Source organism: Mesorhizobium sp. M1D.F.Ca.ET.231.01.1.1, from assembly GCF_003999155.2.
Taxonomy (GTDB): Bacteria; Pseudomonadota; Alphaproteobacteria; order Rhizobiales; family Rhizobiaceae; genus Mesorhizobium.
Genome location: NZ_RZOZ02000002.1, coordinates 515158 through 538806 on the forward strand (window position 1 = coordinate 515158; position 23649 = coordinate 538806).

A 23649-nucleotide genomic window follows, 5' to 3' on the forward strand; every position below is an offset into this window, starting at 1 on the left:
ACAATGGCATTCGCTAACTTCATCGATCGTGCCGCCACGGCGGCATCTCAGGTCCTGGCCGATTTTCATCTGGGAGACTTCAAAGCAGCTCTTGAAAAGCAGGTCGTGGCAGTCGCCTTCGACCATCAGGCCGCTTCCTGCGCCGAAGGCCAGGCGACACTAGATCTTGCGGTGAGATTGCTCGCTAGGCTCTACCCGGTTCTGGCGATACTCCCGCTGGACAGCGCGGCGAGCTCTCAAGCCCAAGCGCTGGAGCGCTTGGCAAAGTCGATCAATCCAAAAGTCGGCATCCGGCGTTCCGGCAAGTCTGCCACCGTCTGCGTCGTTGCAGGGGTAACGCGCCCATCACTCCGGTGCCCGATCTTTTTCGTGGGATCGGACGGTTGGGCGGCAAAGCTGTCGCGTACGGACCCGGTGGGCTCTGGCCCAAGTCTGCTGCCTTTTGGAGCTGGCGCCGCCAGTTGCTTCGGCGCCGCCAACGTCTTTCGAACTATCTTCGCCGCCCAGTTGACCGGCGCCGAGTTGGACGAAACCATCGACCTCTCGCTATGCAGCTACGACAAGACCAAAGCCGGGGAGGCTGGCCCGATCGACTTCCCAGTCGACCTTGGCGAAACCCACCTCGTTGGGCTCGGTGCGATAGGCCATGGCTCGCTTTGGGCGCTAGCGAGACAACCCGATCTCAAGGGTCGTCTGCATGTAATCGATCACGAAGCGATCGAACTCTCAAACCTGCAGCGCTACGCATTGGCCGGCCAGGCGGAGATTGGTATGTCCAAGGCGGTTCTTGCAGCCACCGCCCTTAGATCGACTGGCCTTGAGGTCGAGGCGCACCCTCTGACGTGGGCAGAATATGTTGCGCGCCGGGGCAATTGGGTCTTAGACCAAGTGGGTGTGGCGCTTGACACCGCCGCCGACCGTCTGGCTGTCCAAGGTGCACTGCCGCGATGGATCGCAAACGCTTGGATGCAGGAGCACGATCTCGGTATCTCCCGGCATGGTTTCGATGACGGCCAGGCTTGCCTTTGTTGCATGTACCTGCCATCCGGAAAATCCAAGGACGAGCACCAGCTGATTGCCGAGGAACTCGGAATACCGGAAGCACACGAGCAGGTGAAAACGCTCCTGCAGACAAATGCCGGAGTTCCCAACGACTTTGTAGTTCGCGTGGCTACAGCGATGGCTGTGCCGTTTGAACCGCTAGCCCCGTTTGTCGGCCAGCCCCTGCGCTCCTTTTATCAGCAGGCTATCTGCGGCGGTCTGGTGTTCCAGCTTAGCGAAGGAAGTCGCCGCGTTCGAACTGTGGTTCCGATGGCCTTTCAGTCGGTGCTTGCCGGGATTATGCTTGCCGCGGATTTGGTCAAGCATAGTGCGGGGTTTCCCATGAGCCCGACGACGAGCACTCGGGTGAATCTTCTGCGCCCCCTTGGCTCTCACTTGCACGATCCGAAGGCCAAGGACTCCAGCGGCCGCTGCATCTGTAGCGACGACGATTTCATTGCCGCTTACAGGCGCAAATACGGAGCGCGTTGATCAGGTAAGCGATGTCTCGGCCGCCTAAGCAGACGCGCACCTCTCCGTAGACGCAGGGGGCGCGGCTTGTGGGCGTGACCATGGGCGCCATTATGACACGCTTGGCCCGCTCCTTTGCCGGCCTATCGTCCTCCGCGCATGATCCCGTGCCGACGTGATGATCCAGCACCAGCCGCCATGGCACCAGAGGCTGGTCAAACCTCCGTTGTTGGCCGGTTTGGACAGTGCTGCATCAGGTCTCGACCGACGTCTCGACAGTCAGGGCTGCTTCGACGGGTGTGAAGATGTCAACATCGACCCCAGGCGCCCGAATCGTCACAATCAGGGCGTACCGAGCCAGAGCGTCGACGCGTTCCAGGTAAGGCTTCTCCTTCCACCAGCCCCCGACCGGGAACACGCCGATCGCGTCACGCTCGGCGAGATCGGCGGCGCTGCCCGACCAGAAATCGGCGTGCAACGAGCCGCGATCGCGGAAGGTGCCGAGCAGCCACTCTTCTCCGCCTCCAGCAGGCGCCCCTTCCTCCTCGTCCCGAGCGGCCTGATTGATGCGGGCTCGGAATTCGTCGACTGTCTCGGTCGCTGACTTTACTCTGAACCGAAGACCATGGGACGCGTAACGATGCCGGCGGGTCCATCCGCGTTCACCGGGGTTGGGTTCGATGAAATAGGACAGCGTGACGCGGAGCTCGACCTGGGCAGCGCCGAGCGCCGCGAGCTGCTCCTTCGGCCAAGGCAGGCGATGCAGCTTCATGTCACGCGTTTTGGCAGCCGCGCCGCCCTCGCGCTGGAAAGGCTGAAGCTCATCTTCAACGATAAGCGTGAGGTCGTTCACCGTTGACAGAAGCGCGCGCCCAAGATCTGGCACGCCGTAACCATAGCGCCGCACGAGCGCCTGGATCTCGCCCTTCGCTCCGTTGCACGCATCGATGCGTGCGCGCATCGCCGGAGTCCATTCGGCCGAGTGGACGATCAGGGCGCGAACCGATTCAGGCCACAGCTCGGGGCGCGCTGATAGAATTAGTCCCGCCATCCGTGCGGCATGGGCCGTTGCCGCGCTCGTATCTCCGAGGGTGGTGAAGTGGCGCAGTTCGGGTCGACAGAAAGTGGTCAATATCTGCAGATCGTCGATCGGCTCGCCGGGCAACACACCGTCATGGGCGAGATTGCCGCCTTCGAAGACGACCTCGGGCTTCACCGGCCACTGCCTGTCCCAAACGACCGAAGTGCGACTGCGCGGCGAGAGCTCGCCGACCGGCGCGATCGGAGCGTAGCCCGAAAAGTCGGTGTCAATGATATCGACCTTTTCTGTGAAAGCGCCGACCGTCAGCGCATTCCAGGCCTGAGAAGGATCATCGACTGCTTCCAGATCGTTGCGCGTCAAATGCTCGGCCGGCATGAGGTCATCGCCGATGTTGCCGGCAGAGAGAACGATCAAGCGTCGCTGTTCCTCTTCGAAACAGAGTTGGTCGATAGCGGCAGACCACGATGTGGGCCTTCCACGCGCCGGACTGGCGCTTGTCACAGCCATTGCGATCGCGCGGCGGCGCTCCGGCGCCTGCACCTCGGCGCGGGCGATCGCTTCCGCGGTGATCGCGCCATAGAGTTCTGGATCGTTTGCCTCGTCTTCTGGCGGAAGGATACGAACACTCTCCAGCCGAAAGGGCAATGGAACTGGATCGCCTCCGACCAGGAGCGGGACCAGATCACCGTACAGGCCGACACCTGCCATTCGCGTCCCGTGGCCGCTCCACGCAGGTGTGTCGTCGCTGCCCCATGCCGGTTTGACGGTGTGCCAGTCTTAAACGGCAAGTGCGGGTTCGATCAACGGGTGGGTGCGACGCACGCCGCTGTCGAGAATGCAGACCGCAATATCGGATTGAGGCGGTCTGACGCGCCCGAGAAGCTCGTCGCTCCAGTCCCTTTGCTCCGCGCCGCCAAGGCCCAGGAAGAAGGACGGCGTATCCTTCGCGCGCCGCAGCTCGGCGACGACATCGCTGTGCGCAATCATGCGGTCGAGCATTGCCGTGCTGGCGAGGGCCAGCATGACCACCCGCTCCGGAAACCTAACCGCATGCGTGCGCAAAGTGATGTTCAGGGCTTCGGCAATGTGCTCGAAGTTCTCGCGGCGACCGTCGCGCAGCCAGACTTCCCACCACACCTGCTCGTCAGCGGCCTGGGGGAAGAGGTCGTCGTGGTCGGTAAACAACGATCGTGCAGTCGCCAGCCTGACTGTCTCCATGCGGGAGACGAGCGGCTCGTTGCGCGGTCTGCCGCGGTCAGTATCAACGTCTCGATACGCCTCGACTTTCCGCAAATAATAGGCTTGCGCGCTTTGCGGCAGGAACACCGACGCTGTGATGGGAGCACCGGGTTGAGTTGGCTCATGGACGGCGACCAGCTCCATGTGCTGGCGACGATCGGCCAACTGGTCGAGGGCCGCCCGTCCGGACATGGGCAGATCGATCGCGAGGTAAAAGCCAGGCGTGCCGACCGACAGCTGGGGGTCACGCGCCGCAATCTGCTGGCGTGCACTTTCGACCGCTTGTTCGATGGATTGCGTCAAGGCCGCAGCATGCGACGCCCGATCACGCGCCGGCAGCGGCGGTGCATGTATAAGTTGGTTGGGCCGCCGATAGGCTTCCCGAATGCCGTTGTTGCGAAGGTGGATATGGGCGCGGTCGCGCGGAAAATCGTCTGCCATTATGATCTGTGCTGTCGCTACTCAAACAGCGACGCCTGCCGGCGTTCCTTCAGAGCGTCGATGAGCGCTTCCGAGGTGATCCGCTTCCCCCCCCGCAATATGATGGTTTTTGCAGCGTCGTCGGCCGCGCGCGTGATCTCGGCCTGCGACAGTCTCTCTGCCTGAGAGATCGCCTCGTTCCAGGCAAGCCCTCTGGTGTCGAAGCGGTCGAGTCGAGCCCGAAGCAGCGCCTCTATAATCGGCCGATCGGGCACGGCGTATTCGATGACATCGTCGAAACGGCGGAACAAAGCTCTGTCGAGCAGCTCGGGATGATTTGTTGCCGCAATAATCAGGCTGTGGCTGTCGTCTTGCTCGAGAAACTGCAGAAACGAATTCAGCACGCGCCGAATCTCGCCAACATCCTGGCGTTCGCCTCGACGCGCGCCGATGGCATCGAATTCGTCAAAGAAGTAGACGCCCCGCGTCGCCTGCATTGCATCAAAAACAAGCCGCAGCTTTCCGGCAGTCTCTCCCATGAACTTGGTGATCAAACCATCGAGGACGATCGTGAAAAGGGGCAGATGAAGCTCCCCGGCCAATGCCGATGCGGTCATCGTCTTGCCTGATCCTGGCGGGCCGACCAGAAGCAGTTTGCGACGGGGAACAAGCCCGTGCTCGCGCAAGCTTGCTTGTTGGCGCTGCTCTCCCAGCACGCGGTGCAGGCGCGAGCGCAGACTGTCCGGCAAAATCATGTCGGTCAGTCGCAGGTCCGGATAGCGCACATGCAGGAGCCCTGCGAGCTCGCCCTTTGGCTGAAAAAGGGGAACCGGCCGACTGCTCTTGACAATCCGGGCGTCCCTGCTCTTGGCTGCGTCGACCAGATCCTTGAGCTCCTGAGCAAGCTTACCATGGCCTTGACGTGCCTCATGCGCAGCAAGCTGCATCGCGATAGAGAGGAAACGATCCTCGTCGCCGGCAATGTGGCTTTTAAGCAGCGTCACGATATGGCGGGCCGTGGTCATGGCTCTCTTCTGGGGTATCCGTTTACTTGGCGAAGCGCATGCAACCTAAACGCTTTCAACGGCGATTTGTATCGCGCAATGGTGTTTTTTCTCTTGTCGATGTTCGCCCGTGGCAACTTCAGCGGTGAACTGTTGCGCCGCGGTCATAGGCCAGCCGGAATAACGCCGGCCAGCAGACAACAGTCCGCATCTTCGAGCGCTCGAAGTCTGGCCACTCACGCAGCGTGTCGGGTCCGAACGCTCCAAAGCCGCCCCGCCTGGCAGGTCCATGCGACCGATTGCGGGCGTGCGGCCATAAGGTCTACGCGGGCTCGCATGGCTGCCCGCGCCGCTGGCTAAAAAGCTGTACACCATCTCACGAAACACCAGGTCCGCTCCTTTGCCGGCCGACGGTCCATGAAATCCCCTCCCCACTTACGACACCGGAGACCTCCTTGCCCACATGGCGCTCAAGCACCGGCCGCCATGGCACCAGCGTGAACTCGCGCGACTTTTCAACGACGGCATATTTTCCGCTGGCAAGCTCGACGGAGCGGCGGAGCGTACCCTCTACTCGTCCTCCGGATCGCGCTTCGGCATAGGGCAGGCCAAGTTCCTCCGACAGTTGGCCAGCAACACGGTTCAGTTCTCGCTGGCGCAGGATCGAAAGCATGTTGGCTCGATAGACGATCCCATCCTGTTCTTTATGCGCGAGGCCTTGCGCGATCAGCCACTGCCGCCGGCGAGCTTGCGCCTCTCTCACGTCGCGGCCGAAGCCGGATCCGTGCAAAGGCTCGGGTCTATCGGCAACCAGCTCCCGGTCGAGCCAGGTGGCGCCGTTGAAGCTGACCTGTCGCTCCAGCGCCATTGAGGAGAGCTTGTCGGCAACGACAGGCTCGGCCCTGGCCCGCTGGCCCTCATAATTCGCGACGCGATCGAGATGGTCCGGCGCGATGAGCCAGGTGCCGTTCGGCTCTCGCTCGACGCCGCCGGTCGCGCGGCGGATCGCCTCCAGCCGCCGCACATGCGTTCGCGCAAAGCTCTCGGTGGCGGATGGGTCATGCTTCAGGTGCATATCGACGTCGTAACGGCCGCCATGCGCGGCGGCGATTTCGGCGATGGTACGATCGACCTGCCTCGGCTCGGTGTTCCTTGGCGCGACACGCACGATGCAGCCATTAGGCATCGTTTCCATCGCCTCGCCTCTACCGATGTTGATCCAATGGCTCTTACCGTCGACGGCGTCGACGATCATGTAATGGCGGTCATTGATCTCGTCGGCCAGTCCACGCGCGACAACGCGACCGACGAGAGACTGGACGGGCTCGCCGGATCGATCGTGGATCACCCAGTCGGCGGCCCTGCGGGCAAGCCCCTTGCCGGTCAGTTCGCGGTGCATGGTCTTGATGATGTCGCCGCGTTCGCCGGTGCGGCGCAGCGTGGCTTCGAGCTCATCGTCGAGGCGCCAGGAGCCAGCGCCGACCTCCGCGGCCAGACCCATCCGCTCGAGCTTGCGCAGCCGTCCCTGGTGCAGCGTCTGGCGAATGGCGTCGGGACCGCCCGGCGAGACCAGGCCGTCATCATCACGCATGCTGAGCAGCCGACGGTCGATGCTGGTGAAGCGTTCCTGCTCCATTTCCCGGCGCAGGCGAAGCTCAATCTCGCGGTCGGTTCGCGGACCGAGATCGAGGCTGACCAGCTCGGCCGCCCGCTCGCGGATGCCAGATGAGATATATTCGCGCGCGATGACCAGGTTCTCGCCACGGTCGTCCCTGCCACGGACGATGATGTGGCTGTGCGGGTGGCCGGTGTTGAAATGATCGACCGCGACCCAGTCGAGCTTCGTGCCGAGGTCTTCCTGCATCTGCGCCATGAGCCGCCGCGTCAGCGCCTTGAGGTCGTCGTACTCGATGCCGTCTTCGGCAGCGACGATGAAGCGGAACTGATGGCGGTCGCCGTCCGCGCGATCGATGAACGCCTTGCCGTCGACGCGGCCGCTGTCGGCGCCGTAGAGCTCGCCAGGTTCACCTTCGCGGGTGACCCCGTCGCGCTGAAGATAGCGTAGATGGGCACGCGCCCCGTCCGCGCCCTTGCCGGCGAGCTTGACGACCCGCGCCTTGACGATCACCCGGCGCTGGCGGAAGGCGGCATACCGGTCGCGCGATTTCAGCAGTGCGGCGGCCGCCCCGCCGCGCCCTGTCCGGCTTCCTGTGAAGCGACCACCGCGTTGCGGCCGGCCGCCAGCCCGGTTGATCGCCGCACGAACCTGGCCGGCATAGCGTTTGCCGGCCTTCGAGCCGCGCGACCCGATTTTGCCGAGCTTCGGCCTGAACTCGTCATCCTTAATGCGAGCCTCCCAGACATATCAAGCAAAATCAGACACTTACACGTCAAACCCTCTTGGCACCGGCGGCAGCCTCCCGGAAAAACGATGTGCAGACAAAGATTTAACCGCCTCCTGGAGGCGGTACCTTTATCTTGCCTTCCGCGCCCAGCCCCGCCAGACGCGCCCCCGTCCGCCATGGCTAACGCACCGGCTCCTTCGGCTGCGCGCCGTCCTTGCCGAGCGGCACGAAGAGATCGCCGTTTCGCACGCCTGAGTGAACACCGTCATGAATGAAGAACAGCGACCGTCCGAGAGGAGCGATTTGCGCCTTTGGAGCGACAGATTGGCTTTCGAACGCCTCGATGTCGGCCGCCGAAACTCCGGCCGCCTTGAGTTGGTCGAGGTACTCGACGGTCTCTTCTGGCAGCGGTTTGCCACGCTTCAAATGCTCGTCGTAGCGCTCGGGACCGGCATTGTAGGCGCCAAACAGGCCAGGAAATCCGAAGCGGTCATACATGGCACTGAGATAGGCCGTGCCGGCCAGGATATTGTCGCGCGGATCGTGGGGGTTAGGCCCAAGGCCGTGTTCGACCCGCATCTCTTCATAGGTGCCGGGCATCACCTGCATGAGGCCCATGGCGCCAGCGGGGGAGGTGATGGGGCGGCCGCCGCGCATTGTCTTGCCGCCGCTTTCGGCAGCCATGACGGCATAGATCCAGGCTTGGGGAATATGGAAGCGCCGGCTTGCTTCCGATACCAACGTCTGCCACTTTCGCAGCTGCGGACTTTGGGAGATGGCGACCGGCTCAGCGCCGGTCGAGGCGGAACAGGCGCATGGCGCAATGGCGATCATGCCCAACAAGAGGAGGGTCACTCGGTCCATAGTGGTACGAGCCTCCCGATGACATTTTGAGTGGGAACAGGCCCGAAATAGCGGCTGTCGAAGGAGCGGTTTTTGTCGCTGCCGAGCAGGAAAACCTCGTTATCCCCGAGCGCTCGGCAGCCGTTCCACCATGGCAAAGGTCGGCCTTCGGCGTCGATTTTGAGCCGGCGCGCGACGATGTCGCCGCCGATGATGATGGCGTCATTGAAGGCGCAGACATTATCGTCCGGCAGCGCTGCAAGACGTTTTGCCAGCGGCACATTGCGAGGCAGATAGCTGCGCTCGGCGGCGAGATACGCCGCGTATTCAGGCGGGCGCACGAGCACGAGATCGCCACGCGCCAGCGCTCCCGCAGCGATGCGGTAAAGGCCGATCGGCGCGCTGGCCGAGGCGTTCCAGACCAGCCAAGGGGCGGGCTTTCCCAGCGCCGTGAAGCCCAAAAGACCGAGACCGGCCGCGGCCAAGGCGACCGTCTTACGGGCTCGAACACGCCTCAGGCGGCTGCCGATCAGATGGATGGAAGGGCGCCGCCTCATGAACGGCCTCCCGTGCCGCCCTGGCCGGAACCGGCCTTGCCATCGCCGGCGATGGAGTGCTGCGGGTGTCCTTTCGACCAATGGTCGAGTTCGTCGATGTGATAGCGGACATAGCGGCCGTGCTTGCGGAATTTCGGGCCGCCGCCCTTGAGCCGCATCTTTTCGAGCGTGCGCTGGGAGAGCCCGATATAGAAGGCGGCTTGGGCTGTGCTGAGAAACGGGCTGCCCTTTTTCGCGCGGGCCGCGCGTTCGTTTTCGTCGTCCATGATGATCCTCGTTTCGCTTCGGACAAGCGAGGGCGAGGATGGGCGAGGGAGATCGTCTCGGGGACGGGCGAAGAGTCGGGGGAGAGTTTTCGCCGCCCTTTAGGGCGGACGGGGTTTGGGTGGAACTCCTGGGAATGAGCCCCGCGCCGGGGCTGCGGCGCGAGGCTCTTATCTCGGCCGGTCAGTCGGCCGGGTTCCAGATGATGGCGTAGGTGTCGTGATCGTCCTGGCCGGCGGCTCGGCCGAGATTGGCGTAGAGCTTGCGCGGTCCGAACTCCGGCGCTGCAATCGACAGGCTCACATAATCCTTGCCGGAAGTCTCGCCGGTGCGGATCCAGCCAGCGCCGACTTCGACCCCTTGCGTAAGCACCCGGAAGTCGGGATGGTTATCGGCGCTCTTGGCCTGGTTGGGGACGATATCGATGTCGGCGCGGACGCTGAGCGTCTTGAACTGGCCCTTGTAGGCGCCGTTTTCCTGCTTGTTGACGTAACCGATCGCGGTCATTTCGAAGTCTCCTTTTGTGGTTTCGCCGGGGACCATCCCCTGCGATGGCGCACCGTAATGGGCGCGTCAGGACCGCCTGAATCCGACAGGGCCGCAGCGACAGTGAAGGACCCGAGCGGGCAGCTTTTTTGTGAGCGAAGCGGCGCGAGGAAGCCGCCGCAGGCGGCGGGGAAAAAAGCTGATGGCGCGAGGGTTTCGGGCGGCCGGACCCGCCCATAGGTCGACAAGCCAGCCGCAGGGATGGTCCTTGGAGAGAGCATGGAGACCGCTCGCCAAGTGCGGTCTGTCAGCCAAGCAGGACGCCGGGATGAAACGGCCTGCAAAGATGCTGCGCCCTTATGCCGGATCGAGATCGTGCCAGCGGGTCGGGCGCCAGAGCAGACATCCGGCATGGTGCGATCTATGAAAGCAGGGCTCGCCAGCGGGAATTTGATACGCGAGGGGGCCAAAGTAAGGCTGGATGAGAAGCCGGTGCTACCTGCAGGTCCAGTGTCATGTGGCGGCGCTCGGGAAACCGCTACGCAATGTAACGCGCTCTTATGAGGCGAACAGACCGGCCCCAAAACCGATCGACCGGTGGTCGGCGCGAAACGCGTCATGCCTGTCCGAAAGCTGACAGTGGCAGAAGACGCATGTCGGGTTCCGCACAATTGACCATGCTGGATTTGTGAGGTTTTCAGGGAGAGCCATGCGTTCACTTCCCAGTGAGCTTTGGCACGGCATTTGCTCTTGATGTGGCAACACGGATCGAAGGTTGACTGCATGCACAAGCGCGAGATGAGCAATGCTCTCCTTTCCTGGAGGCTTGGCAGCAGATTCGATTTGACGTTGCGAGGAGCTTCAGCCGCTCGCGGCGGAAGTGATCTCAAATCTGAAGGCACCGTTGGGGCCGCAGCCATCAAACACATCTTTCTCTTTTTCGCAGCTCGTCTTCAACGCGATGCGGACTTCTTCGCGTCGACGGCGGCCGAAGGTGGAGAAGGGGCTCGACTTGCAAAAAGGAGTTGTCAATGACGTCTTACGTTCGCACCAACAGCCCGGCGCAGGTGCGCTCACTGTCCACCTTTGGCAAGCATCTGCAAAGGAGCGTGCTGACGGCGACGCTGCTTGCCGCGGCTTCGACGGGAAGTGAAGCGCAGCCCTATGTTCGTGCTGACGGCAGCACGACTGACGACTTGGAAGCGGCGCGAGCAAGTTGGCGTCATGACGCCGAATTCAATGGAAATGTGGGGCTCGCAGCCATCAACGCGGATGCCGCGTATGCGTTGGGTTCCACCGGGGAGGGGGCCAGAGCTCCTCGCCTGCCCTCGTCCGTCTTGACGAGTGCCCGCTTACAGCCTACCTCACTATCGCGTTAGCACTCGTCCATCGCGAGTGCTAACAAAAACCCCTCAACAGCGCACCAGGGAAAAATCCGAAAATGGCAAAGTCGAAGTTCCGCCCGCTGCATGACCGCGTGGTCGTTCGCCGGGTCGAATCCGAATCCAAGACCGCTGGCGGGATCATCATCCCCGACACGGCAAAGGAAAAGCCGCAGGAAGGCGAGATCATCGCTGTCGGCTTCGGCGCTCGTGACGAAGCTGGCAAGCTGGTCCCGCTGGACGTCAAGGCCGGCGACCGCATCCTGTTCAGCAAGTGGTCGGGCACGGAAGTCAAGCTCAATGGCGAAGACCTTCTGATCATGAAGGAATCCGACATCATGGGCATCATCGGCTCATATCAGGCCCTTTCGTCAACTGAATTCCCGGGCTCGATTGAAGCCCCTGCCAGGAGCTAAAAATGGCTGCCAAAGACGTAAAATTCTCCCGCGATGCCCGCGAGCGCATGCTGCGCGGTGTCAACATCCTCGCTGACGCGGTGAAGGTCACGCTCGGCCCCAAGGGCCGCAACGTGGTCATCGACAAGTCGTTCGGCGCCCCGCGCATCACCAAGGACGGCGTCACCGTCGCCAAGGAAATCGAGCTTGAGGACAAGTTCGAAAACATGGGCGCGCAGATGGTCCGCGAAGTTGCTTCGAAGACCAACGACATCGCTGGCGACGGCACCACGACCGCGACCGTTCTGGCGCAGTCGATCGTCCAGGAAGGCCACAAGGCCGTTGCCGCCGGCATGAACCCGATGGACCTGAAGCGCGGCATCGACCTCGCGGTAACCGACGTCGTTGCGACCCTGATCAAGAACGCCAAGAAGATCAAGACCTCCGAAGAGGTTGCCCAGGTCGGCACCATCGCCGGCAACGGCGATGCTTCGGTCGGCAAGATGATCGCCGAAGCGATGCAGAAGGTCGGCAACGAAGGCGTCATCACGGTTGAGGAAGCCAAGACCGCCGAGACCGAACTCGAAGTCGTCGAAGGCATGCAGTTCGACCGCGGCTACCTCTCGCCCTACTTCGTCACCAACGCCGACAAGATGGTTGCCGAGCTCGAGGACGTCTACATCCTCCTGCACGAGAAGAAGCTGTCCAACCTCCAGGCCATGCTGCCGGTTCTCGAAGCCGTCGTGCAGACCTCGAAGCCGCTGCTCATCATCTCGGAAGACGTCGAAGGCGAGGCTCTGGCCACGCTGGTCGTCAACAAGCTGCGTGGCGGCCTGAAGATCGCCGCCGTCAAGGCGCCGGGCTTCGGTGATCGCCGCAAGGCCATGCTGGAAGACATCGCCATCCTCACCGGTGGCCAGGTCATCTCGGAAGACCTCGGCATCAAGCTCGAGAACGTCGGCCTCAACATGCTCGGCCGCGCCAAGAAGGTGTCGATCTCCAAGGAGAACACCACCATCGTCGACGGCGCCGGCAAGAAGGCCGAGATCCAGGGCCGCGTTGCCCAGATCAAGCAGCAGATCGAAGAGACCACTTCGGACTACGACAAGGAGAAGCTGCAGGAACGTCTGGCGAAGCTCGCCGGCGGCGTTGCGGTGATCCGCGTCGGCGGTGCGACGGAAGTCGAAGTCAAGGAAAAGAAGGACCGCGTCGATGACGCCCTCAACGCGACCCGCGCGGCCGTCGAAGAAGGCATCGTTGCTGGTGGTGGCGTCGCGCTGCTGCGCGCTTCGGCCAACATCAAGGCCACCGGCGTCAATGCCGACCAGGCCGCCGGCATCAACATCGTGCGTCGTGCGCTTCAGGCTCCGGCCCGCCAGATCGCGGCCAACGCCGGTGCGGAAGCATCGATCGTTGCCGGCAAGATCCTTGAGAACAAGGGCGCGACCTTCGGCTACAACGCCCAGACCGGCGAGTATGGCGACATGATCGCCATGGGTATCGTCGATCCGGTCAAGGTTGTCCGTACGGCTCTTCAGGACGCGGCCTCGGTCGCCGGCCTGCTGGTCACCACCGAAGCCATGATCGCGGAGGCTCCGAAGAAGGAGTCGGCTGGCGGCGGCATGCCTGGCGGCATGGGCGGCGGCGGCATGGGCGGCATGGGCGGCATGGATTTCTAATCCAGCTCTGGCAGCTTTCGCAACGAGAGGGCGGCATCAATGCCGCCCTCTTTTTTTGCGAACCTCGGTCCGATGAACGATCGACGCCAACGCCGGCCATCGGCGTTAGGGCAACCTCAAAAGAACTGTCGAGTTGGTTGCGCGCGGCTTTGCGTCATCAGAGGCGCAAGGCGGTCGCGTGTGAGGATTGCGCGCTCCCATAGGCGGTTTCGGCATGTGCCTCGCCTTCGACATCGACATTGCGGCCAAGCAGGAAATCGGCGGCTTTCGAGGCATGGCTTGCGGCGCGGAAGATGGCGCGGTTGTCCTCGCGCAAAACCGTCAGCCATGAGCCGATGTAGTCGGCATGGCGCACGCTCGGCTCGATGCCGAGACTGCTGCAGATGAAGGCTGATGCGATTTCGGCGACCAGTTCCTCGCGCGCATAGGTGTTGGACCCGAAGGAGCCGGACAGGTCGCGCGCGAGTCGCCTCGGGTGGCCGGTCCAGTGTCCAAGCTCGTGAAAGCAGGTCCGGTAATAGTCGATCTGGTGGAAGAAAGCCGGCTGCGGCGGCACCTGTATGGTGTCGCTGCCGGGCATGTAGAAGGCGCGCTCGCCGCCGATGCGAAAATCAGCGCCGGTTGCATGAATGAGCGCCTCGGCCTGCGGGACCATCTCGCGCTCAGGCAGAGGCTCGCCGGCGGCGTAAAGATGTTCGGGCAGATTATCGCACTGCGCGACATCGAAGACGGTGAAGCGCTTCAGGAAGGGCACCGCCTGCGGTTCGTCGCCATCGGTGTCGGCGCGTTGCTTTTCGTTCTTGGGAACAAAGCGGTCAGCGTGAACGATGGTGGTGCCGTGCTCGCCCTTCCTGACATTGCCGCCAAGCGAAAGCGCCTGCCGGAAGGTGAGCCAGTTCTGGCTGGGGAAACCGCGCTCGATGACCGCGCCCCACAGGATCAGGATATTGATGCCGGAATATCGGCGCTGGGTGGCCGCATTCCGCGGCAGGCCGAGGCCTGTCCTTGCCCTGCCCCACGGCTTGACCCATGGCACGGTGCCGCGCTCCAGTTCGGCAATGATGCGGTCGGTGATTTCCTGATAAAGGCTGGCGCCGGTGCGCCCGCCACTGTCTGCGCCAGCCTGTCGGCTGCCGCAACGTTTGTTGTTTGCACGCATCGTGATGTCCTCCGCTCTACAATCGCGCGCCCTCCCCGGAAGCGGGGTGGGCGGCAAAAGCGACCGGAAAGGCCCGCCGTCGGAGGCGGACTGCATCAGCAGGACCGGAACGGAGTGGAGGACCCGAAAGCGACAAGCGAAGGGTTGCGGGACGCCGCGGCGGGCCTAGAAGGGAGTGCTGCCCACCCTGCGCCAGGGGGAAGGCCACAATAGAAAGACGCCGGCCGACAGGCCGGCGACCGTCAGCAGCCGAAGGCTGCCCCGCGCCAGGGGGCGATGCCGCAGGGCCAAGACCGCCTGAGCTTGCCGAAGAAAAGCGGGCTCGGTTCACGAGCACCCGGCCAGCGACTTCAGGCGCGGGCGCTCAGGATTGTTGTTGGCGCCCACGGCAGCTGGATGACCGCAACAAGATTACGAGGAGCGACAGCAAAGCCAGCTGCCACAAACGGCACGCTCCGGCAACAACAGCGTGGCCGGTCTACAGATGCTGCCCCGCACGAGAGCCAGCACGCTTTGAGCGCGCATCGGCGATGCAAGCGTTGCAAGCTGGCCATGTCCACAAGGTCGGCGACCACTATATCGCCGACCACCAACGCGGGCGTACCGTCTAAGTGCAGACCTTTCGCGAGTGCGCGGACCGCGCATTTCATCTGCGATGGCCGGATCTTGCATTCCCGCTTGAGCTGCTCAACGTCAAGGCCTACACGCGCTGCGATCTTGAGAGTGACCCTTCAACTGGGGGAAATCATAAGGGCGCGGTGGAATTCGTCGAACTTTCCCTGTTTTCTCGAGGCGAGTGCGGCGAAGGCTGGGAATTGGGAATCCGGTCCCAGGACCGGGAACTGTTTGATCACAAGCTTCAGATTGGGTTCATGCTTGAAGGCTTTTTGGTAGTTGATATCAGCCAGTCTGCAATGCGGACAGTTGTGGTAGTCATTGAATATGACCAGAACGGCATCGCCTTGCGGGTTGCCGGCGATTGGCGAAGGAGATCGTTGTCGAATGCGCCGCTCCACTTTTGCCTGTCGGTCGACCACGCCTGCCGGTGCAGGTTCGCGCTATATTGGCTCGCCAGCAAGGCGAGGAGTAAAAGAAGAGCTGCGACAGTGATGGCAGTCGGCTTAGACATGAGTCTCCAATCCATGGACGGCGTGGCAGCAACGGCCGCCTTTTTGGTGTAAAATGGGTCAGTTTTGATCGTGCCCCGCAGTTGCTACAGGCGCACAGGTGCCGGTGCGATCTGGCGGTTTCTCAAATACGGCTTTGCGCCATCGGGTCCACCCCAATAGCTGAGCGTCGTTCGCACGGGGAATTGTGTTCACCACGCCGGGCGACTTGACCGTCCACCGCCGGAGCGCTGAACGGTCCGCTAGTGAGGCGCTCCCCGAATCGTCGTTTATCCCGCTCGCCCCGGACCGGGTGACAGCCAGCGTTGCCGCTACGCTGCGGAGAAAAACCGTCAGCGCGTGGCATTCGGACATAAGCTGATCGACGCCAAGAATAAGCCCCACGGAGGTGACCGGTGCGGCCGGAACAAGAAAGAGCGTTGCAGCCATTGTGACGAGGCCTGCACCGGTAATGCGGGTTGTTCCGTTCGAAGGGAACAATGCGACAAACAGCATGAGGATCCGGCAGCCGATCGGGAGATCAGTTTTCGTCGCTTGGGCGATGAAAAGGGCGGCGAGCATCATATTCGTGCCGTCCAGATTGAATGGAATGAGACCCACGACCGAATGCGTGGCGCCGGCCCTTTCCATCTTCTCCATGAGCGAGGCCAGCGCGGCCTCTGAGGAGGACATTGCGAGCAGCAGCTCGTCCTTGATGTATCGGACGAGAGAGAAGAGCGAGCGGCCGTTGTAGCGGCAGACCGCGCCGAACAGGACCGAGAGGAACAAGACTTGCAGGATGTCGCCTTCCGCGAAGGCATTGGCAATCGTTGACGGGATGATGTTCATCAGGAAGCTGGTCACGGACTGCTCGTGAGCCGTGGCCACATAGCCCTTAACGGCTTGGACATCGAGCGAGGCCGGATCGATGTTGAGGCCGGCGCCAGGCTGAACGATATTCGCGACAATCAGCCCGACAACAAAAGCGAGCGTCGAAAAGGTGAGAAAATAGACCATCGCCTTGGCGGCAACTCGGCCGACCTTCTGCAGATCGCTCATGCCGGCAATGCCGGTCGCCATTGTCAGGAAGATGACAGGTACGGTGATTATCTTGACGACATCGACGAAGGCATCGCCGAGCGGCTTCAGGCTGTGGCCGGTCTCCAAATGGAAATAGCCGATTGCGGCACCCAGGATTATGGCGGCAAGTACCTGCACGTAGGTCCGGGCAAAATGGCGCTTGCGGGGCGCTGCGATCGCGCGGGGAACTCTTGGAACCAACACCGTCTCTCTCCTTGACCGGATCGGGGTGGGGCTCCTCCCTCTCCCATGCAGTGCTCCGGTCGAACGCTGCGCCCACTTCGGCGCAAACGATGTGCCAAATAGCAAAGAGGGGAAAACGCGCAGGACCTCACGCAATGCTTGCGATTCGCTCTCCCACACTCGTGCAGTGGTTGCCTGTCGCAACTATGGAAGGGTCGATTCTTGGGAACTCCAAAGGCCGCTCTTTGCGTCGAGCAGCTTGGCTGCCTGGAAGGTTCCCTCTTTGCCTTGCGGTCTGCGAGCTGAGTCCAGATCGTCATCATTTGGCTGCGCGCCGCACGGGGCTCGAAAGATTCAATCGAGGACGGGTCCTCTTGGAAAACGGGGGCAGCGTTGGTCAAGCCCTTCCACCCTGCTGTCCCAATGGTGTTCAGAAGCTCAGTTCACGATCAAGCGATGGATCAGCGTCATCTGGCGTTTGCGCCATCGCGGCGGCGTTGCAACGGGTCTGCCAAAGATGAGAAGGCCGCGAGGCAGGGTCCGAGACCTAGACTCCAACCTCATAGCGCGCTCGGCTCGCGTTCGGAAGGTTCGAACCGCAGCACGATCAGGTGGCGACACCGTTGGTCGGAACCGGAACCCGACGAATGATCGTTCGTGACCGACATCTGTGAACAAGCAGTATGTGTCATTGCAATCACCACCCGTTGCGCGGAAATGCCCATATGGCCGTGAATGAACTGGATTTGGTGATTTTCCAGATGGCGGTGGAAAGCGTCCGCTTGCTCTCTTCAAGCTTTGATGAGAAGGCGGCTGAGATAGCCACGAGGAGCCGTGGTAGCCTTCTTTTTGACGTGCGGGTGGACGGTGACCTGGAGGTCCAGCGAGTCGCAGCCATTGGATATCCAGGCGACAAGATCGGTGTGGTGGCATTGGACCGAGAGGGCCTTGTTAGCTGTTGTTGCCTAGTCAATGGCACCTTCTCACCTTTCATTGCACCGTTGGAGAACTGGACCAGCATGCCCCTTTCGATGCAGGCCCAGATCGATGTCACAGGCTATGCGAGGCTCCTTCTGGCCGCCTTGCGAAATGCTGGACATATGCTGGACAGGTAGCATCGCGATGATGTCTGTGATGAGATGGTGCAAACGGCTGGATGAGGCGATCGCTTGCTGGCAGCTTTGGCAACAAAGCGATCGGTGAGTTCGCAATGCTGGAACACGTCCTTTAGACTCTGCAGTTAAGTTAGCGGACTACCATCTGACGAATGCCCTCTGACAGTCTGCATGGCGCGGCATGCCCTCTTAGGAATGCAGCCGTGGTTCTACACCATCGGCTGTTTTTGTGTCGAAGGCGACGGGCACGCCATGAACGAAGGAAGCGGCCGCCAACAGTTCCTCCAACTCGCGGTCGGTGGCCTTGCATGCCGGCATTAGTGTTCGGATGGCGCGGATCGCCTGCGCCATGGAGAGAAAGCGGACCCTTCCCCTGGAAAGGACATAGGCTTCTGCGGCTTTTTCGACGGTGACGGTGTGAAACGAATTGGTCATGACGAATTCCTCCCTGAACCCTGACCAACCCGACTTATGGCACGAATTCGACCGCCTTCAAGCCTATGTCCGATTGCGGACAATAGCTGCGATTCGTTCAAAACCGCTGATGCTTTTGGGCGACCTGGTGAGGGGCAAGGAGACGTCGGCTGAACCCGTTTCAACCGACATGCTTCAGGCAGCGGCCAGGCCGAAATAACGCTGCTCCTCCTTGTCATAAGCGCCATGTGTGAGCTTTATCAATCCGGCACGGTCGATGATCGTGATCTCGCCGCGCTTGGCGTGCACCAGTCCTCGATACTCAAGCATTTGCAGGGCCGTGGTGACCCCGGGCGGTGGGCGCGAGCATGGTCGCCAGAAATTCATGCGTCGGGAGGATCTTATCTCCTTCCGCACGGTCGTGGACCATCAGCTGCCAGCGGGCCAGCCGTTCTTCGATCTTGGAGTGGCCATTGACCAGTGCCGTCCGGCATGATTGGACGAGGAACGCGTGGGCATAATCCAGCACTGAGGTGCGAAGCGACGGGCTAATCGCAGGGCGAAGGTTTTCAACCGGCAGGCGCCAGGTAGTGCTTTCCTTTCCGAGAATGACGGCAATTCCTTTCATCCCGTCATAGCCGACAATGCCGACTTCACCTTGCCGCCCGCCGGTCATGGTGGCGACCACCGACGCGATGCCCCTCTCGGGAAAATATACGTTCTTGATCGGCTGATGCGCGACCTCCAACTGGTCCTTGATGCCGGTTCGACGTGATGCAGCGATGGTCGCAAAAGCGCGAAGTCCTGCGGGGTGAGGGCTTCAGCACCTGGTCGCGAAAGAGGGATCGGGCAAGGCTCTCTTCCAACGGGGCAAGAGCGCGTACGTCTTACTGTCGGCTGCACCGAAGTAAATGCCGGCCGATGCCAAAGCATAGGCTTCGAAACGCGCGATTGCAAAGCCCTGTCGGGGCAGTGCAGTCATGCTAGAAGTCGCGCCGCCTACGATAGGCAGCGGATGACATGATTCCCTTCTGCGGCGGCCACCAAGAACGGCTCGGGCACGCTTTAATCGTTCATACACAAGCTCGCAGGAATGTAAGCAGCGGAACAATCGGGTGATTCGTACCGCCCTGCCCTTTCAGAGATCAAGTCATTGGACGTCAATTCGGCTGGAACGCCTCGTCGAACGGCCCAGGAAAATGCAGCCGGATGAGCAATGGTGGTTCACCTTATGTGCGGTCCCGGATATGCGGTCCGGCGGCTCATCTCCCAATAGCTTGTCGATGGGGAAGTGGAACTCGTCATGTCGCCGCGAACCGTCACCGCGCTAGCGGGGCTCTTTTGAAGACGCCGGTGTTTTTCTTTGTGGAACTGAATCTGTGAGGTGATTGATGCATGAATCAAACATTTGCGTATTTCCGCTGCATCGGCGACGTATATTGGTCGAAAGTATCGCCCAGGCCCTCGAGACCAAGAACGGCGAGGCGGCGAGTGCGTTCTGGCGCTGTGCTGCCAAGAAAATGCTCATTCAATTGTCCGATGTAGGAATTGCGCCAGAGCTCGCTGCGCAGGAGGTTGGAAGCCTTCTTCATGCGGTCTTGGACGACATGGCCAACCGAACGGTAATGCACAAAGCATAGGCTCGGGCGCTGTTGGACCGCGCGTCAGCTCGGGTCCTTATCAGGGGACTGCTCCGACTGGCCGACGGTCCGGCCAAACCGGCATACCGGCAAAGGTTTGAGGTTGCGATCGCTCACGGCGGCCGGTCCAATATTCTAAGACGACCTCAGAAGCCACGTTGGCTTCTTTGGACGAAGCGGAGGGGCGCCATTTTGGCGTGCTCACGCTGGACTGCGGGTTGCGCCTACGGAAATCCAAAGTCCGGCCGCGCGAGCCAATCGACCGGAACAGTCGAAAGCTCGTGGGGGCGGGTCCGCTCACCCTCACGGCGGCGGTGGCGGCCGTGAGCAGACTTAACTCAAGTCACGGCTGAGCATCCGCAGGCGCTATGCCGATTGGATGAGAACTGGTTGCCACAACACCGGCCCGTTGAGGCGTCCCCTCCAGCGGATGCGCAAGAGACTGGCGTAGGAAATATCGAGGAAGCCGGCGACTGCCTCGGTGTTGCCGACCTGCTTGGGCTGTCCGATACGTGACAACGGCCAGGTGGCGAGACGAAGGATCCTTTCGATGCGCGTATCTGTCACCGTTACGATCCCGGAGAGATTGTTGGCCAAGCCGAATTCGATGATCCCCGCGAAGAGCTCGTAGGTTGCTTGGGCCAGGCCGCCAGCTGCCTTCGGCGCTGTCGCAGGGAGATCGAGCGCGAAACGACTACTCTCCCAGATATCGGCACTCGCAGGGACCACCATCTCATCCAGCAGCGTCGGAAACGTATCGCGCAACATTGTCGGTCCGGTGGTCGGCAAAAGGCGGACGCAGCCGCAAGTTCGCCAATCGGACCCCTTGAGAAGCAGGTAGACGGGGTTCAGGCTGTCAAACGGGTCCGTTTCCATTTCGCCTTCGGTCTGCACTTCCCAATCGAGCCGCTTCTTGAAAACCCGATACCTAAGTCCGTGCATTTCCTTGAGTTCGCTCGCAAACTCGGCGTAGCAGTCGGGTGTTATCAGCTGCATCATTGTCGTCTCCGTGCGGGATGTGTCCACGCAATCGAAGGGCAAAGCCGTCATGAATGCAGCCTGTAGACCTTTACAGCTAGACTTGGAGAGGATCAGGATCTCGCCCGAGCAGCCATCCGCACTACGGCCTGGTTGATGGTTCGCACGCCAAGCTTCGCCTTGGCGTTTTCCTGATGGAAGGTCACGGTGCGTTTCGAGACACCGAGAATCTGGCTGATATCCCAGGCCGACTTGCCGCACGCCGCCCATTTCAGGCACTCGAACTCCCGCCGGGTGAGCGTTATGCCATCTACCACGCAATCTTCGGCGAGCCTGCGCCGGGCATGGATATGAACGTTGATCGCAACCAGTTGCATTGCTTTTTCGTAGCGCGTCAGCGACCTCAGAAATGGCGGATGCGCCTCGTTGGAGGCGAAGGTCAGTGCGGCGAACCGGCCGCGATGATCATGCATCGACATGGTCAGTCCGCCGCGAATGCCGAACTCAGCTGCTTTTTCCAGGACTTCCTGCTGAGAGGTCGGCAAATAACGGTGATCGCGGTCCACACCCCAGTCGAAGGTATCCCAGCCCCGCAGTCCCCGCAGGATCACGGGATCCACGCTGTGGTAGCGCTGTTGCAGGTAATGTGATGTCCATGATGATGGATAATTCGAGATCAATCGCGGCCTGTCGCCGGAAGCGGATGGGTAGGTGAAATAAGCGAAGAGCGGAAAGTCGAACCCGGCTGCGGCGGACGCCATTGCCTCATGGAGATCGACGGCATCGACGCTTGCAGAGAGTTGCTCGACCAAGGTTTCAAATACGCGATGCATCTGCGCTTAGCGTACCTCGCGGAGGTTGCTGGAAGCCGACGGAGACGTGGTTCTAAATGATGGCCTGTCCCTGCAGGGCATACGACGCGCCGCCGTCATCACCGCAATTGCTGTGCTGCTTCCGATTGGAGAGAGCTCCGCCCACCTGACCAACTACCGATGGGTGATATTGCGACGTTATCGATGAGCCGCGTGTCGCCAAGCCAAGCCGCAGCAAGCAAGCGTGCCGGTCGGTCAAGGCTTGCTAACGATTGCAGGTCTGTTTCTCCGCGCAGCTCCAGGTATTCGAGCTCGCGATAGCCGGCAGCCAGAATTGCTGCACGCGCTTCATCAAGCGTAGGCAGGATGGGGGAGCCGCGTGCAAGCCGCTCGGCCGTATCGAGCAGGACCGATGCTAGTTTTGGGGCAATGGCGCGTTGGGCTGGGGAGAGCCGCACGTTACGCGACGATAGCGCAAGACCATCGGCTTCGCGGACTGTCGGACAGGGCACAATAGTGATCGGAATGTCGAGATCCCGGACCAAGCGCCTGACAAGCTGAAGTTGCTGAAAATCCTTTTCGCCAAAAAAGGCGAAGTCAGCGCCGGCCTGCAGGAAGAGCTTGGCCACGACCGTCGCCACGCCATTGAAATGGCCGGGCCGGAATGCGCCGCAAAGGCATTCGCTGATGCCGGACACTGAAACGGCCGTGGCGAAGCCCACCTGGTACATTTCCTCTGTGTCCGGCACATAGAGCAGATGCGTGCCCAGCAGAGCGAGCTTGGCAGCATCGTCGCTTTCCGTCCGAGGGTAGGCAATCAGGTCGGCGGGGCTGTTGAACTGCTTGGGGTTTACGAACAGCGTCACGATCACCCGCTCGGCCCTTTCGAGCGCCTTCCGCACGAGGCTCAGATGCCCGTCGTGCAAGGCTCCCATGGTCGGCACAATACCGATCGTGGCACCCGAGCGACGCCATTGCGCAACGACGCCGCGCAGCTCGCTCACGGTTCGAGCGATCGGCACGCTCATGTGAAGTCACCGGCCTTCAAGGCGTTGACATAGAGATGTTCGACCGCCGGAAAGTGCCGGTTCCGCACATCGGTGGCGTAAGCGGCGATTGCCGCCTCAGCCTGCTCACCGAGCTCGGCATAGCGTTTGACGAACTTCGGCCGAAATGAGGTGAAGAGCCCGAGCATATCGTGGCTCACCAGAATCTGGCCGTCGCAAGCTGGCGAGGCACCGATGCCGATTGTGGGTATGTCGATATCGGCGGTTATCTGCCGTGCAAGCTGCTCCGGTATCTTTTCCAGCACCAAGGAGAAGGCGCCCGCTTCGGTTACCGCCCTGGCGTCGCGCCTGATCCGCTCTGCATCGGCTCCCCGGCCCTGCACACGATAGCCTCCAAACGTGTTTACCGCCTGCGGCGTCAGGCCCACATGGGCCATGACAGGTACGCCGCGCGCGGTAAGGAAGCGGATGGTTTCCGAGATGGTCTCGCCGCCCTCGATCTTTACCGCTGAACAACCGGTCTCACCCATCACGCGCGCAGCGTTGCCGAAAGCGTGCTCTGGGCTTTCCTCGTAGGAACCGAAGGGCAGGTCGACGACCATCAGCGCGTGTTCAAGGCCGCGGCGAACGGCCTGTCCGTGCATGATCATCATGTCGAGCGTGACCCCCAGCGTCGACGACAGGCCGTGCAGCACCATGCCGACGCTGTCGCCGACAAGAACGATGTCGCAGTGGCGATCGAGCAGCCTCGCGACCGGCGTGGTGTAGGCCGTCAAGCATACAAGTGGCGTCTGGCCTTTTCGCGATCGAATATCTGGAGGAGTCATCCCTTTTATCTCACCAGCCGCGCTCAACCGAGGCCCCTTCCCTTACGTTACCAACAGCGGGTGTCGCGTTTGGCATATTTTTGTGCGACTGCGAAGAGCTAAAAACAGCGCTTGAGTACTCTGGTGTTGACGTGCTGGCTTCCAAGGTTACATTCAATCG

At 61.6% G+C, this 23649-nt stretch carries 20 protein-coding genes and 2 pseudogenes; 7 read left to right on the forward strand and 15 right to left on the reverse strand.

The window, feature by feature from the left end; all coding sequences use genetic code 11:
* Positions 1–3 precede the first annotated feature (3 nt).
* Positions 4–1533, forward strand: coding sequence for an E2 ligase fold family C protein (locus tag EN874_RS08915; protein ID WP_126057776.1), 1530 nt, complete (start codon positions 4–6; stop codon positions 1531–1533).
* Positions 1534–1765: 232 nt separating this feature from the next.
* On the opposite strand, the pseudogene EN874_RS08920 reads toward EN874_RS08915, so the two are convergent.
* The 7 genes and pseudogenes from EN874_RS08920 to EN874_RS08950 all read right to left on the reverse strand — a co-directional run bounded on the left by EN874_RS08920 (position 1766) and on the right by EN874_RS08950 (position 9733).
* A pseudogene (locus tag EN874_RS08920) lies at positions 1766–4234 on the reverse strand (S8 family peptidase).
* A 17-nt stretch (positions 4235–4251) separates the two neighbouring features.
* Positions 4252–5238, reverse strand: coding sequence for an ATP-binding protein (locus tag EN874_RS08925; RefSeq protein ID WP_126057775.1), 987 nt, complete (start codon positions 5236–5238; stop codon positions 4252–4254).
* Between the two features lie 355 nt (positions 5239–5593).
* Positions 5594–7564, reverse strand: coding sequence for a relaxase/mobilization nuclease RlxS (gene rlxS, locus EN874_RS08930; RefSeq protein WP_024505648.1), 1971 nt, complete (start codon positions 7562–7564; stop codon positions 5594–5596).
* Between the two features lie 178 nt (positions 7565–7742).
* Positions 7743–8426, reverse strand: a complete 684-nt coding sequence (locus EN874_RS08935; protein ID WP_024505647.1) for a lytic transglycosylase domain-containing protein — start codon at positions 8424–8426, stop codon at positions 7743–7745.
* On the reverse strand, positions 8414–8890 hold the full coding sequence (locus tag EN874_RS08940) for a S26 family signal peptidase (protein WP_245455338.1): 477 nt from the start codon (positions 8888–8890) through the stop codon (positions 8414–8416). Before EN874_RS08940 ends, EN874_RS08935 begins: the two co-directional genes overlap by 13 nt.
* Before the next feature lie 68 nt (positions 8891–8958).
* The gene (locus EN874_RS08945; protein WP_024505645.1) at positions 8959–9228 is read right to left on the reverse strand and encodes a helix-turn-helix domain-containing protein; all 270 of its coding nucleotides are present in this window, start codon (positions 9226–9228) and stop codon (positions 8959–8961) included.
* Positions 9229–9409: 181 nt separating this feature from the next.
* The gene (locus tag EN874_RS08950; protein WP_024505644.1) at positions 9410–9733 is read right to left on the reverse strand and encodes a DUF736 domain-containing protein; all 324 of its coding nucleotides are present in this window, start codon (positions 9731–9733) and stop codon (positions 9410–9412) included.
* A gap of 1010 nt (positions 9734–10743) precedes the next feature.
* Here EN874_RS08950 and EN874_RS08955 point away from each other — a divergent pair.
* From EN874_RS08955 to groL, 3 genes and pseudogenes are all read left to right on the forward strand, one after another.
* Positions 10744–11091, forward strand: a complete 348-nt coding sequence (locus EN874_RS08955) for a hypothetical protein (protein ID WP_063169239.1) — start codon at positions 10744–10746, stop codon at positions 11089–11091.
* A 62-nt stretch (positions 11092–11153) separates the two neighbouring features.
* Positions 11154–11447, forward strand: a pseudogene (gene groES / locus EN874_RS08960) (co-chaperone GroES); the annotation flags it as partial.
* 65 nt (positions 11448–11512) lie between these two features.
* On the forward strand, positions 11513–13168 hold the full coding sequence (gene groL, locus EN874_RS08965; RefSeq protein WP_126057772.1) for a chaperonin GroEL: 1656 nt from the start codon (positions 11513–11515) through the stop codon (positions 13166–13168).
* A 157-nt stretch (positions 13169–13325) separates the two neighbouring features.
* Here groL and EN874_RS08970 read toward each other — a convergent pair whose 3' ends face one another.
* Entirely contained in the window at positions 13326–14327 is a 1002-nt protein-coding gene (locus EN874_RS08970) for a zincin-like metallopeptidase domain-containing protein (RefSeq protein WP_126059319.1), read from the reverse strand.
* Between the two features lie 611 nt (positions 14328–14938).
* Between EN874_RS08970 and EN874_RS34310 the strand changes: the two genes are divergently transcribed.
* Positions 14939–15508, forward strand: coding sequence for a hypothetical protein (locus EN874_RS34310; protein WP_245454735.1), 570 nt, complete (start codon positions 14939–14941; stop codon positions 15506–15508).
* A gap of 6 nt (positions 15509–15514) precedes the next feature.
* Here the strand turns inward: EN874_RS34310 and EN874_RS08980 are convergent, their stop codons facing one another.
* Positions 15515–16714, reverse strand: a complete 1200-nt coding sequence (locus tag EN874_RS08980) for a cation:dicarboxylase symporter family transporter (RefSeq protein ID WP_306462679.1) — start codon at positions 16712–16714, stop codon at positions 15515–15517.
* Between the two features lie 707 nt (positions 16715–17421).
* On the opposite strand from EN874_RS08980, the gene EN874_RS08985 reads away from it, so the two are divergent.
* On the forward strand, positions 17422–17811 hold the full coding sequence (locus EN874_RS08985) for a hypothetical protein (RefSeq protein ID WP_024505560.1): 390 nt from the start codon (positions 17422–17424) through the stop codon (positions 17809–17811).
* A gap of 189 nt (positions 17812–18000) precedes the next feature.
* Here EN874_RS08985 and EN874_RS08990 read toward each other — a convergent pair whose 3' ends face one another.
* Together EN874_RS08990 and EN874_RS34315 are read right to left on the reverse strand one after the other, a co-directional pair.
* On the reverse strand, positions 18001–18246 hold the full coding sequence (locus EN874_RS08990) for a hypothetical protein (RefSeq protein ID WP_063169243.1): 246 nt from the start codon (positions 18244–18246) through the stop codon (positions 18001–18003).
* Between the two features lie 301 nt (positions 18247–18547).
* Positions 18548–18973, reverse strand: a complete 426-nt coding sequence (locus EN874_RS34315; protein ID WP_245513518.1) for a hypothetical protein — start codon at positions 18971–18973, stop codon at positions 18548–18550.
* Positions 18974–19616: 643 nt separating this feature from the next.
* Here EN874_RS34315 and EN874_RS34320 point away from each other — a divergent pair.
* The gene (locus tag EN874_RS34320; protein ID WP_063169245.1) at positions 19617–19865 is read left to right on the forward strand and encodes a DUF6074 family protein; all 249 of its coding nucleotides are present in this window, start codon (positions 19617–19619) and stop codon (positions 19863–19865) included.
* Between the two features lie 366 nt (positions 19866–20231).
* Here EN874_RS34320 and EN874_RS09005 read toward each other — a convergent pair whose 3' ends face one another.
* The 4 genes from EN874_RS09005 to panB all read right to left on the reverse strand — a co-directional run bounded on the left by EN874_RS09005 (position 20232) and on the right by panB (position 23516).
* A complete protein-coding gene (locus EN874_RS09005; RefSeq protein ID WP_126057769.1) occupies positions 20232–20864 on the reverse strand; it encodes an acyl-homoserine-lactone synthase in 633 nt (210 codons plus the stop codon).
* A gap of 92 nt (positions 20865–20956) precedes the next feature.
* On the reverse strand, positions 20957–21676 hold the full coding sequence (locus tag EN874_RS09010; protein ID WP_126057768.1) for a LuxR family transcriptional regulator: 720 nt from the start codon (positions 21674–21676) through the stop codon (positions 20957–20959).
* A 98-nt stretch (positions 21677–21774) separates the two neighbouring features.
* A complete protein-coding gene (gene panC, locus EN874_RS09015; protein ID WP_024505565.1) occupies positions 21775–22683 on the reverse strand; it encodes a pantoate--beta-alanine ligase in 909 nt (302 codons plus the stop codon).
* Positions 22680–23516, reverse strand: coding sequence for a 3-methyl-2-oxobutanoate hydroxymethyltransferase (gene panB / locus EN874_RS09020; RefSeq protein WP_126063927.1), 837 nt, complete (start codon positions 23514–23516; stop codon positions 22680–22682). The genes panC and panB overlap by 4 nt, the downstream gene beginning before the upstream one ends.
* Between the last annotated feature and the right edge of the window lie 133 nt (positions 23517–23649).

Bases quoted from the DNA above. Each gene is read 5' to 3' on its own strand.
- EN874_RS08990 (WP_063169243.1), bottom strand. From the start codon at position 18,246: ATGACCAATTCGTTTCACACCGTCACCGTCGAAAAAGCCGCAGAAGCC.
- EN874_RS08915 (WP_126057776.1), top strand. From the start codon at position 4: ATGGCATTCGCTAACTTCATCGATCGTGCCGCCACGGCGGCATCTCAG.
- EN874_RS34320 (WP_063169245.1), top strand. From the start codon at position 19,617: ATGCATGAATCAAACATTTGCGTATTTCCGCTGCATCGGCGACGTATA.
- EN874_RS08955 (WP_063169239.1), top strand. From the start codon at position 10,744: ATGACGTCTTACGTTCGCACCAACAGCCCGGCGCAGGTGCGCTCACTG.
- EN874_RS08950 (WP_024505644.1), bottom strand. From the start codon at position 9,733: ATGACCGCGATCGGTTACGTCAACAAGCAGGAAAACGGCGCCTACAAG.
- EN874_RS08945 (WP_024505645.1), bottom strand. From the start codon at position 9,228: ATGGACGACGAAAACGAACGCGCGGCCCGCGCGAAAAAGGGCAGCCCG.
- panC (WP_024505565.1), bottom strand. From the start codon at position 22,683: ATGAGCGTGCCGATCGCTCGAACCGTGAGCGAGCTGCGCGGCGTCGTT.
- EN874_RS08970 (WP_126059319.1), bottom strand. From the start codon at position 14,327: ATGCGTGCAAACAACAAACGTTGCGGCAGCCGACAGGCTGGCGCAGAC.
- EN874_RS09005 (WP_126057769.1), bottom strand. From the start codon at position 20,864: ATGATGCAGCTGATAACACCCGACTGCTACGCCGAGTTTGCGAGCGAA.
- EN874_RS08925 (WP_126057775.1), bottom strand. From the start codon at position 5,238: ATGACCACGGCCCGCCATATCGTGACGCTGCTTAAAAGCCACATTGCC.
- groL (WP_126057772.1), top strand. From the start codon at position 11,513: ATGGCTGCCAAAGACGTAAAATTCTCCCGCGATGCCCGCGAGCGCATG.
- EN874_RS09010 (WP_126057768.1), bottom strand. From the start codon at position 21,676: ATGCATCGCGTATTTGAAACCTTGGTCGAGCAACTCTCTGCAAGCGTC.
- EN874_RS08935 (WP_024505647.1), bottom strand. From the start codon at position 8,426: ATGGACCGAGTGACCCTCCTCTTGTTGGGCATGATCGCCATTGCGCCA.
- EN874_RS08985 (WP_024505560.1), top strand. From the start codon at position 17,422: ATGGCCGTGAATGAACTGGATTTGGTGATTTTCCAGATGGCGGTGGAA.